Raw genomic sequence first — 11,102 nt, 5'->3', positions numbered from 1 at the left:
GCTTTCACCTCATCTAGAAATCATAGGCCAAAAGAGCCATTAAGTTATTATAGGAATAGACTTGTTTCGTAACTTTATCACCAAATCCTCCATAAATCGGACTGCTTGAATCCATAATTTGAAAATTATTAAGTACTGTAATTGCCGCACGATACAACTCTTTGTCATTTTCGGCAACACCAATTAAAGCCGCTATCGCATAACTGGCTGCAGATTGATTTTTATCCACAGGTGATCCATTTAAATCATACGAGTTAAAAAGCGTTCCTTGCTGAACTTGTTTTCGTACAAAATCAATACTAGTCTGTTTCGCCATACCCACTTCACTTAAATGAACAATTGTTAATAAAGATTCAATAATATTAAGTGTTCCGTTGTTTTCGTATTTATTTGTTTGATGATTAAACTTCGTTTGATAAAGAGGTAAATCATCAGAAATATAGCCATCGTCTATTAATTGGTAATGATATTGCAAATAGTCTGCTGAAATTCCAAATTCTTTGTATAAATAACCCAGCGTAATTAAGTCAATATAAAACAAAGAAGTTTCTGAAGACTGTTGTTTTGATTTACTATCGTAAAAATCAATTAGAATATTATCTTTCATAGAGGTTTTCATAAAACTCTTGCCTAATTTTTTAATTTCTTGATCGTACTGATCTGTTTTAAAATGCCCCCCTGCTTCAATTAATGAACGAATGATCCGTAAATCATCAATCGAGGCATTGACATTGTACTTATTGCCTTGCTCGTCAATTCGGTAACTAAATTGGACGCCGTCGTAAAAGGTGTCTTTCGTCTGCTTGTAAAAATTATCAAAACGTCCCTGCGTATCAAAAGCTAAATTACGCAAATATAGACCAGAAGACTCACTTAGCAACTCATGTCCTGTGGCGACATCTTTGCGTTCAGCATCTGGTAAATAATTGGTTAAAAAGCCGCCGTCTGTTTTGAGCCGGGTTTCAATAAAAAACTTCAACAAATCTTTGCGTTCAGCGGTTTCTTTTGTGTGAAATTCATGTTTTGTTAAAAAATGTTGTTTGTCTGTCGACATTAAGCGTTGAATTTTTGGATTCACTTTTTCCACCTCTACTTTATAGGATTTTTCTCTAAACAAAAGAAAATATCCTCCCAGAAGCACCACGAATACCCCAATAAAAATCCAAAGTTTTCTCTTCATTGTTACGCCTCTTTTCCTCACTTCTTTATTGTCAGTGTACACAAAAGTACTTGTTTTTGCGAAACTTACGCTACCTCTTCAAACGCAAGAAAAAAAGCAATCCATAAAAATAAAAGGATTGCTTTAACCGTTTCGTCGATCATTTCCTGTCATCGTAATCTCTTTTGACAGATAACGCACACGTTCCATAATTCGTCTGGCTTTTAGCGGCTCTTGTTCTCCTCGTTGCGTCACGGTTAAATGCTCTTCTAAAGCTTTTAAATCTAGATTGGAAGAGAAAAAAGTAACTAATTGTTCTTGCATTCGGTATTGCAAGATTACGCTTAAAACGTCGTCACGAATCCAACTAGTCATGGATTCCGCACCAATGTCATCAATCATTAATATAGGGGATTTTTTTACTGCATCGAGCTTTTCACCAACTTGATCGCGACCAATGGCTTGCTTCATTTCTACTGTAAATGTTGGAAAATGAACAATTGTCGTAGTAAATCCACGTTCTGCTAAAGCATTAGCCATCGCACCTAATAAGAAAGATTTTCCTACACCGAAGGGGCCTTGTAAATAGAGCCCTTTATGAAATTCTTTTGGTGTCGCAGGATATTCTCTTAAAAATTGCATTGCTTCTGCTAACGCTTTGGCTCGACCTTGAGAAGATGGATCGAAATCTCGTAAATTTGCTTCTCGGACATCTTTTGGCATGTCCATTGCCCTTACTCGATTACGAATTTCTTCTTCCTTCTGACGGGCGATTAAATCAGCCGTTGGGACATACGTTACATCAATGTAATGAAAGTTCAACATTAATCTTGGCTCATAGCCGGGGGCAATCATTGCCGGATCGTTTAATTGAAATTTCTTTTTTTCTTGAACAAATTCATACAGCTTAGCATAACTTTTACGAATATCTTCATCGCTTAAACGCTCTCGGTTTGCTTGTATAAAGGCTTGAACATCTTGATCTTTCAATACTTCGTTAACCAGCTCTTCATATCGTTCATTGATGTCACGCTTCTGGATAATTTTTGACATTTCTTTTCCTACGTCTTCCATCATTGGTCACCTCCTTGGTTTAAAAATTCTTGAATTTGTCGATCTAACTCGGCTTGTTCTTCTGGGGAAAGTTTTGTTTCATCGTTTGGCTGATCTGCCCATTCTGGCAATCGCTCTTGTCGAACAGTTTGGCGTTTCCCTGAATAATTTTGTTGTCGCTGTTTTTGTTTGGTTTGGCTTTGTTTTGCCAATTCTCTGACATGTTCAATGGCTTTTTCTGGTGAATGAATGCCACTTTGTCCCCATTCATTCGCAATTCGATTCACATACTCCGCTTTTAAAGTCGGTTGTTGTTGAATATTGTAAACATAGTTAATCAAAATATTAATCACACTAGTCGGTAAGCCTGATTTAGCAACCAAATATTTCACTAATGAACGTTCTTGTGGTGTCGTATAGCCGCCTCGACTATTTTTTAAAGCTTCTAAATATTGAATAGGCGGATTCTTTTCACTATCCATAATCATTTGAATATCCAGTTCAGAAAAACCATTCATTTTTAATGCGTTATATCGATACGTTTGTTGCTCTTCCACCGTCAATTGTGCTTGCTTGTTTGTCACTACGTTTGTTGATTGTGGTTTTTTATCAGGATCAAACGCTTGATGAATCGTTCGCACTAATTCCTTAGGCAAAATTCGACTTGTATAATAGTCAAATGATTTCGAAGCAAAGTCTACCATATCTAACTCATTGATGCCATATAATTGATGAAAAACATAGACTTCTTCTTGAAAACTAGCCTCATCTTCAGGCAGTTGTAAACCTAAGCGGTGCAAACCTTCCACAAAATAGAGCCAATCAAAAGAATCCGTTGATACAGAAATTTTCTTCGATTTTTCTTGTTGAGAAAAAGTTTCTTGAATCGTTGTCAATCGGTTCGCTTCGGAAACAATTTGTTCTTCTTTAAAGGCATAAACCTCTTGAAAGCTAGCGGAAACATTTTGATAGCCCTCTGTTTTAGTAGGATGCGGTTGGAACTTTTGCACTAATTGATCAAATTTCCGTTGTCCAACCCGATTAAATAACACTAAAGCTAACACTTCATCTTTAAAAAAACGAGCGGCTGTTTCAGGTGCTTTTAAATAATATAAATAACAATCTCCTAATTCCCGATCTGTTTTTTTATACGTTTCTAGCAACCCAATGCCTTCTAATTTGTAGCAAGCTTCTTCTAATTGTTGGCAACTCAAGTCCAGCAAACTAATTAAATCTGCATGAAACAGCGAGCCATTCTCCTCTGAGTCTGTTGTTTCAGATAACAAAAGCCAATATAAACTAAACGCATTGGCGCCGACAATTGGTTGATATAAAAAGGTTAAAACCTCTTTCTCTTGATCAGAAAGCGGTGAATCAATAACCGCTTGAAAAATATTTTTTGGTTGGATTCTTTGCCGATTTCCTTTCAAAGAAAGACCTCCTTTTTAATTTTCTGAGTCAGGAGAAGAAGATTTTGCTTTGTCGACAATGTCCTGTAACTCTTTCAAAAACACGCTCATATCTTTGAATTGTCGATAAACACTCGCAAAGCGGATGTAGGCAATTTCATCTAGATTGACTAAATCTTCCATCACATATTCACCGATAAGCGTTGTAGAGACTTCATTTTCCCCTAAACTACGCACTCGATTTTCAACATTATCGACAATTTGAACCATTTGTTCCATAGCAACGGGTCTTTTTTCCGCAGAGCGAATGAGCCCACGCAAAATTTTATCACGATTAAATTCTTCACGATCCCCATTTTTCTTGATTACAAGTAATGGCGCCGCTTCAATTCTTTCAAATGTAGTGAACCGATAACTGCAATTTTCACATTCACGACGACGGCGAATTGCACGTCCATCATCTGCTTGACGGCTATCAATAACACGGGAATTATTATGATGACATCTTGGACAACGCATAACGTTCACCTCTTCTATTCTGTATAATTTTTGTTGCCTATATTATAACATGAAATTGCGCTATTACTAGGTCTTTAGAACTGGTTCTTAGTTGAATCTTTGCCATTCTTTAATAAAAACAAAGACTTTCACTGTTTTTTTCTGAAATTTTCAAAACATTTTACGCCATTTAAAAAATATTCACTTCTTTCCAGTTTGTTCCTCTAGCCACTTCTTCACTTGTTGTTCCGTTTCTTCTCTAGTTCCTTGATTATCAAAAACGATATCTGCTCGTTCTTTTTTCATTTCAATCGGCCATTGGCTAGCAATTCGTTGTTGCGCTTCTTCTTCTGTTAATTGGTTTCGGGCCATCAGACGCTCTTTTTGAATCTTTTCTGGTACATATACCACAGCAACTTGATCCATGATCGCCTCATAATGAGCTTCATAAAGCAGAGGAATATCAACAATAACCAGGGAGGCTTTCTTTTTAGCTTCTTCAATTTGACGTAAAATTTCTTTTCTTAAAAAAGGTTTCAGCGTTTCATTTAACAGCTCTCTTTTTTGAGGACTAGCGAAAATTAATTGTCCTAATTTTTTCCGATCCAATTCACCAGTTGTTAATACTATTTCTGGTCCGAAAGTTTCAACGATTGCGGCTAAGGCTGGTTGCCCTTTTGCAACAATTTCGCGGGCGATAATGTCGCCGTCAACAATTGGATAACCCGGTTTTTTAAAAAGAGCAACAACCGTACTTTTACCTGTCGCAATCCCTCCTGTAATGCCTAAAACTTTTGTCATTTCAATCGACGACCTTTCAATTGTTGGCATTGTGGACAATAATGCGTACCACGTTGTGCCACTTTTGTTTTAACAATTGGCGTACCACAACGATTGCAAGGTAAGCCTGTTTGCCCGTAGACATTCAACGCTACTTGAAAAGTCCCTGCTTCTCCTAACGCGTTTAGATAGGTGCGGATGGTGGTTCCACCTGCTTCAACAGCGCGTGCCAAGACGTCAATGATTGCTTGATACAACGTAGCAACTTCCGCAGGTTTTAAGGAATCTGCTGGTTGTTCTGGATGGATTTGCGCTTGCCAAAGTGCTTCATCTACATAAATATTCCCCAAGCCCGTCACTAGCTTTTGATCTAACAGCAATGGCTTAATTGCTTTATGATGCTTTTTCAAGCCTTGTTGAAAAGTAGCTAATTGGAAAACATCTGGTGTTGGCTCTGGGCCCAAAGCTAAAATCCCTTTATATTGATGACCTTGATTCTTAGGAACCAATGTCATACGCCCAAATTTCCGTACATCTAAATAACGTAATTGCGTGCCATCTGTAAAAGTAAACATTACATGGGTATGTTTGGCAATTTCATCATCAGCCTGATGAAACTCATATTTTCCTTCCATCCGTAAGTGAGAAATCATATCATTATCAGACAATTTAAAAATCAGAAATTTTCCTCTTCGCTCAATCCCTTCAATCGTTTGACCAGCTAATTGACCTTGAAATACATCAACTTCTGGTGATTCAATAATTCTTGGCCAAAAAACAATGACTTCTTGAATGGTTTTTCCTACAACAAGTTTTTCAAGTCCTTTTCGCACTGTTTCTACTTCTGGTAATTCTGGCATTATTTTTGCTCCTTTATATAAAGAGGTCTGAACGCTTAGATATCAACGTCCAGATCCTACTTATCCTTATTTTATTCATCGTTCTTAATGGGTAAGCTATTATTTTGCTTCATACCATGTTTTTCCCCAACTGCTATCGGTGATAAGTGGCACATGTAAGGAAACTGCGTGCTCCATCACTTCTTTGACGAGTTGATTTAATTGTTCTAATTCTGATTCTGGTACTTCAAAAACTAATTCATCGTGCACTTGTAATAACATTGTCGCTTGTAATTTTTCTTCTTTTAAACGACGCGCCATTTCAATCATCGCAATTTTTAAAATATCTGCGGCACTTCCCTGAATCGGTGTATTAATCGCTGTACGTTCAGCGAACGAACGTAGATTAAAGTTTCTTGAATTAATATCACTTAAATAACGACGGCGATGATACAATGTTTCCACATAGCCTTTGTCTTTGGCATCGCGGACAATCTCTTCCATGTACTGTTTCACGCCTGGATATTTTTCAAAATAGGTGTCAATATATTGTTGCGCTTGCTTTCTAGTAATGCCTAAGTTTTGGGACAAGCCATAATCACTGATACCATAGACAATTCCAAAATTCACCGCTTTAGCTTGACGACGCATGTTAGGTGTGACATCTTCTGCTTTTTCAACACCGAAAACTCGCATTGCAGTGCTGGCATGGATATCTTGCCCTTCCACAAACGCTTCTTTTAAATGCTCATCATTAGAAATATGCGCGAGCACACGTAACTCAATTTGAGAGTAATCAGAAGAGAAAATCAACCAATTATCCTCTCTTGGTACGAAGGCTTCTCTAATTTTTCGGCCTTCTTCTAAACGGATAGGAATGTTTTGTAAATTAGGATCTACTGAGCTTAACCGTCCTGTTTGGGTCAGTGTTTGTACATACCGAGTATGAATTTTATTATCTGGCTGAATTACTTTTAAGAGTCCTTCAACATAGGTCGATTGAATTTTGGCAATTTGACGATAAGTTAAAATATCGGCCACAATTGGTGCTTGTTCTTTTAGTTGTTCTAAAACATCTACCGCTGTTGAATAGCCAGTTTTCGTCTTTTTGATCACAGGTAAGCCCATTTTTTCAAATAAAATAACGCCTAATTGTTTAGGTGAATTCAAATTAAATTCTTCGCCAGCTTCTGCATAGATTTTTTCTTCGATTTCTTTCAAGCGTTCTGAAAATTCTACTTGCATTTCTTTTAAGCGCGTGGCATCAACACGGATCCCAGTTATTTCCATATCGCCTAAAATACGAGAAAGTGGTAATTCCATTTTATAGAATAAATCAGCTTGATTCTTTTCTGTTAATTCGCTATCTAATTTGCTTGTTAAAAATTGAATTGCTTTAATCTTACGTGCTAAATGACCAAAGAAAACTTCTTCGTCCTCTGGCAAGCCTTTTTTGGCCCCTTTTCCATAAATAGCTTCATCAGATTGAATCGCATCATATCCGTAATGTTGTGCTACACCTTCAATATCAGCGTTATTGTCATTGGTATCAAGTAAATAAGCAGCCAATAAAACATCAAAGGCAATCCCTGTCATTTTTCCTACATAGCGATTTAGTGCAACGTACGTCCGTTTTGCATCGTAGACATTTTTTTTACGTGTCTCATCCATCAACCAGTCGATAAATGGCTGACTTTCAAAAACAGCTAAATTATTCGTGGTATAAATCTTCTTGTTGTTGCCCCAAGCAAGGCCGACAATCGGTGACGTATGATAGTTATCTTCCATCATCTCAACATAAAGAGCCATATCGTCTGTAAACATTTCATTGGTTAACTGATCTTCGACTACTTCAAATAAAATATCTTCCATTTCAACAGGTTCTTCTGTAATGTCCAACTTAGCTAAAAATTGTTTAAAATCCATTTCTTTATAAAAAGGAACCAATTTTTCTAAGTTTTTCCCTTCATATGCCAAGTCTTCCACATTGACTTCGACTGGTGCATTGACTTCAATTGTCGCTAAACGTTTAGAAAGAAAGGCTTGCTCTTTATCATTAATCAAGTTTTCTTTCATTTTGCTTTTTTTCATTTCATCGATATTCTCATAAACCCCTTCAACTGAGCCATATTGTTTTAACAGCTTAATCGCGGTTTTCTCACCGATTTTCGTTACACCTGGAATGTTATCCGACGTGTCGCCAGCCAACCCTTTCATATCAATAATTTGCTTAGGCGTTAACCCATCATATTTTTCAGCAATATGCTCAGGTGTATATGATTCAATATCGCTAACTCCTTTAACAGTGATATCTACTTTGACAGTGTCCGTCGCTAATTGTGTCAAATCTCGGTCCCCTGATAACACGACAACATCAAATTCATCTTTATCAACTTTGTTGGCTAATGTACCAATAATATCATCTGCTTCATAGTTAGGTAGTTCATAATATTTTACACCTAAACCTTCTAAAAGTTCACGAATATACGGCATTTGTTCTTTAAATTCCCCCGGTGTTTTTGAACGTCCGGCTTTATATTCTGAATAAAATTCTGTTCTGAATGTGGTTTTCCCTGCATCAAAAGCGACTAAAACATGAGTAGGCATTTCTTTTTGCATTACATTTTCAAACATATTGTTAAACGCATAAATAGCATTTGTATGCAAGCCGTTCTTATTTTTGAATCGTTCTAATGAGTTATGTAGCGCAAAAAATGCACGAAAGGCTACACTGTTTCCATCAACGAGTAATAATTTTTTTTTGGTCATTTTTTTCCCCTCATCTTTAGCAAACTAGTTTCCTTTCTATTTTAACAAAAAACTACAGAATTTGCAGTAGACGGTGATTGCAGAATGAAAGAAAAAGGTATTTGACATAGTTCCTTAGTGACAACTATATCAAATACCAAAATCAATCAGCTATACACGCTGGATCTTCACAAGTATGAGAATCTTTTTACGGCAAAACATTTCCCGCTGCACGATAAATATCGTACCAATCTTCGCGACTAATCACAATGTCTGCTGCTTTAGCAATTTCTTCAATTCTACCAAGATTCATACTTCCTGCGATGACTTGCATATTAGCAGGGTGGCGCAGAATCCAGCTGCTGGCTAAACCAGTTGGCGTTGTTTGATATTTTTCAGCCAATTCGCTTAATTTTTGATTTAACTCAGGGAATTTTTCATTTCCAATAAAGACACCTTCAAAATAACCATATTGGTACGGCGACCATGCTTGAATAGTCATTTGTTTCAACCGTGAATAATCTAAAATACCATGATCATAATCAATGCTTCCTGATATTTCCATATTTGTTTGTAAGCCTTGATCCACCATGCCAGTATGCTTGATGCCAAATTGTAATTGATTGGCTAATAACGGTTGTTTAACAGCTGTTTTTAAAAGTTCAATTTGTCCTGGCGTTTGGTTACTTACACCAAAATAGCGAACTTTTCCTTGTTTTTCTAATAAATGAAAAGCTTCAGCTACTTCTTCTGGTTCCACTAAAGTATCTGGACGATGCAACAATAATGCATCGACTGAATCTACACCTAAACGCTGTAAACTCCCTTCGACCGCTTCTAAAATATGTGCTTTTGAAAAGTCAAAAAAGCCTTGACGAATCCCACATTTCGTTTGTATAAAAATATCTTCACGACGAATGGTACTTTCTTTTAAAGACTTACCAAAAATGGTTTCGCAGTCGCCGCCACCATAAATGTCGGCGTGATCAAAAAATGTAATGCCATGATCATAAGCAGTTTCAATTACCTGTTGAGGATTTTCAGCACTATTTAAGCGCATACATCCTAAGATAACCGAAGAAACTGTTTCGTCACTTGTACCAAATTGTAGTTGTTTCATTTTAATATCCTCCTCATCCATTCCTCTTACTTCTTCATTTTAACACTATTTAGACAAAATTGGACTTCTTACGATAGATTCGCTTCGACTTTTTCAAAAAAAGCAGGAGATAATTCCTCTGGCAAATAAACAACTGTCTCAGAAGAAAGCGCTACGTTCATCTGAAACAAATGATTGACAATTAAGAGGTGTGCTTGGTGAAGTTGATACGTTGGTTTTCCATAAATAATTGTAATATTCTTTTTTTCACTGAAATAGCTTTTTATAGATTGCCCCAGCGCTTGTTCCTTTTCTGGAGGAAAGTCCGTCAACAGGCAAATAATATATTTTTTTTCATATAAAATCGGGTTAAATAAATCTAGGATGTGATAAAAATAGCAACTCGTCAATTCCCGTTCTTTTACTGAAGTAAAGACTGGATATAGGCGTTTTAAAAGCCTAATAAGTTTTTGTAATCTGTGCCAGGTTTGTTGATAACGAGCAGCGAGTGTTTGTTCCTGTTTATGAGCTGGCAACCATGCTTGTCCGTCTAATAAACTATTCATATGCGTACTTAAAAATCGACATAAATGAATTTCTTGATAATTAAAATGATGTTGTGTAAAATTTCTCCTAATTTCTTTCATAATAAAAATAGCTGTTTTTAAGCATAAACTTTCTATTTTCATTTGCTCATGAATAAAATACTTTCGCGCTCTCTTGCCAAAGCAACCACCAAAATGTGCTTCAAGAATCACAAATAACGCTTTTTGTTCTTTAAGAGACATAAAAGAAGTGCTCAACACTTCCACACGAAATAAATAAAAAAAAGCACTTGTTTGTTGAAATAAATTAGCCTTTGGCACTGAAATTTCATGCCCGCCTCTATATCGTTTCTCCCAAATATAAATTAGCCAACTAAGATGATTCTGTTGTGCTACATTTAAATCCAACTCAAAAAAGGTAATGATTTTCCGAGTCATGTCTCTGTTTTCTTCCAGACAGTTTTCTTGAAAAAACAAATAAAAACAAAGGATTAACTGTCGAATTTGCCATTCATTGCCAGTTAAATCGTAATGTTTTTGACGTACAATAATATCAAAATTAACTAGCCAACGTCGAATATTAGACAGCTTCTTCCGAAGAGTTGATTCCTGTAATCCCAATACCTGGGTCAATTGCGCATAATTGATTCGCTCTTCAATTAGACAACGTAAAATATAAAATTCGGGAATAAAATAACAAAATTTTTGTCTAAATCGAGCCAAGCCACAAACGCATAATTCACGATATTTTACAATTCCTTTGGTCGTTGTATAAATCTTACAAAGCCCTTCTATCTTAAACGTTTCCTGCTTTTTTTCAAAACGTTGAATGTAACAATGGATGGTTTTGTCGCTCACCTTTAGTTTTTCTGCAGCCATCAAAACAGAAAATGTCTGCTCTTGTTGCAGTAAATCCAACAATTCCAACATATTTTTATGTTCAAAAGACAATAATTCCTTGAAATCCATATA

The 11,102-nt window shown here is 36.3% G+C and carries 9 protein-coding genes; all 9 read right to left on the bottom strand.

The window, feature by feature from the left end; translation table 11 throughout:
* Nucleotides 1-13: 13 nt before the first annotated feature.
* A complete protein-coding gene (locus tag IGJ20_RS03340; RefSeq protein WP_002385036.1) occupies nt 14-1,222 on the bottom strand; it encodes a hypothetical protein in 1,209 nt (402 codons plus the stop codon).
* An 81-nt stretch (nt 1,223-1,303) separates the two neighbouring features.
* A complete protein-coding gene (gene dnaI, locus IGJ20_RS03335; RefSeq protein WP_002364725.1) occupies nt 1,304-2,233 on the bottom strand; it encodes a primosomal protein DnaI in 930 nt (309 codons plus the stop codon).
* Complete coding sequence (locus IGJ20_RS03330) at nt 2,233-3,642, bottom strand: replication initiation and membrane attachment family protein (protein WP_010819800.1); 1,410 nt, start codon at nt 3,640-3,642, stop codon at nt 2,233-2,235. The genes dnaI and IGJ20_RS03330 overlap by 1 nt, the downstream gene beginning before the upstream one ends.
* Before the next feature lie 15 nt (nt 3,643-3,657).
* Complete coding sequence (gene nrdR / locus IGJ20_RS03325; RefSeq protein ID WP_002381296.1) at nt 3,658-4,140, bottom strand: transcriptional regulator NrdR; 483 nt, start codon at nt 4,138-4,140, stop codon at nt 3,658-3,660.
* A gap of 180 nt (nt 4,141-4,320) precedes the next feature.
* Nucleotides 4,321-4,920 carry a dephospho-CoA kinase gene (coaE, locus tag IGJ20_RS03320; RefSeq protein WP_202522356.1) on the bottom strand — a complete coding sequence of 200 codons (600 nt, stop codon included), beginning with the start codon at nt 4,918-4,920 and terminating at the stop codon, nt 4,321-4,323.
* Entirely contained in the window at nt 4,917-5,759 is an 843-nt protein-coding gene (gene mutM / locus IGJ20_RS03315; protein ID WP_002355756.1) for a DNA-formamidopyrimidine glycosylase, read from the bottom strand. The genes coaE and mutM overlap by 4 nt, the downstream gene beginning before the upstream one ends.
* Before the next feature lie 99 nt (nt 5,760-5,858).
* The gene (gene polA / locus IGJ20_RS03310; protein WP_002355755.1) at nt 5,859-8,507 is read right to left on the bottom strand and encodes a DNA polymerase I; all 2,649 of its coding nucleotides are present in this window, start codon (nt 8,505-8,507) and stop codon (nt 5,859-5,861) included.
* Nucleotides 8,508-8,694: 187 nt separating this feature from the next.
* Nucleotides 8,695-9,606: an aldo/keto reductase gene (locus IGJ20_RS03305; protein WP_048736949.1), complete on the bottom strand. Its 912-nt coding sequence runs from the start codon at nt 9,604-9,606 to the stop codon at nt 8,695-8,697.
* A 68-nt stretch (nt 9,607-9,674) separates the two neighbouring features.
* Complete coding sequence (locus IGJ20_RS03300) at nt 9,675-11,099, bottom strand: helix-turn-helix domain-containing protein (protein WP_202522355.1); 1,425 nt, start codon at nt 11,097-11,099, stop codon at nt 9,675-9,677.
* Between the last annotated feature and the right edge of the window lie 3 nt (nt 11,100-11,102).

Origin of the sequence: Enterococcus sp. DIV0294 (assembly GCF_050558155.1) — a bacterium.
In the GTDB taxonomy this organism is placed as follows: domain Bacteria; phylum Bacillota; class Bacilli; order Lactobacillales; family Enterococcaceae; genus Enterococcus; species Enterococcus faecalis.
The sequence above is the reverse complement of the archived record's forward strand: the minus strand, read 5'-3'. Positions and strand labels throughout refer to the sequence as shown.

Bases quoted from the DNA above. Each gene is read 5' to 3' on its own strand.
- dnaI (WP_002364725.1), bottom strand. From the start codon at position 2,233: ATGGAAGACGTAGGAAAAGAAATGTCAAAAATTATCCAGAAGCGTGAC.
- nrdR (WP_002381296.1), bottom strand. From the start codon at position 4,140: ATGCGTTGTCCAAGATGTCATCATAATAATTCCCGTGTTATTGATAGC.
- coaE (WP_202522356.1), bottom strand. From the start codon at position 4,920: ATGACAAAAGTTTTAGGCATTACAGGAGGGATTGCGACAGGTAAAAGT.
- mutM (WP_002355756.1), bottom strand. From the start codon at position 5,759: ATGCCAGAATTACCAGAAGTAGAAACAGTGCGAAAAGGACTTGAAAAA.
- polA (WP_002355755.1), bottom strand. From the start codon at position 8,507: ATGACCAAAAAAAAATTATTACTCGTTGATGGAAACAGTGTAGCCTTT.
- IGJ20_RS03305 (WP_048736949.1), bottom strand. From the start codon at position 9,606: ATGAAACAACTACAATTTGGTACAAGTGACGAAACAGTTTCTTCGGTT.
- IGJ20_RS03300 (WP_202522355.1), bottom strand. From the start codon at position 11,099: ATGGATTTCAAGGAATTATTGTCTTTTGAACATAAAAATATGTTGGAA.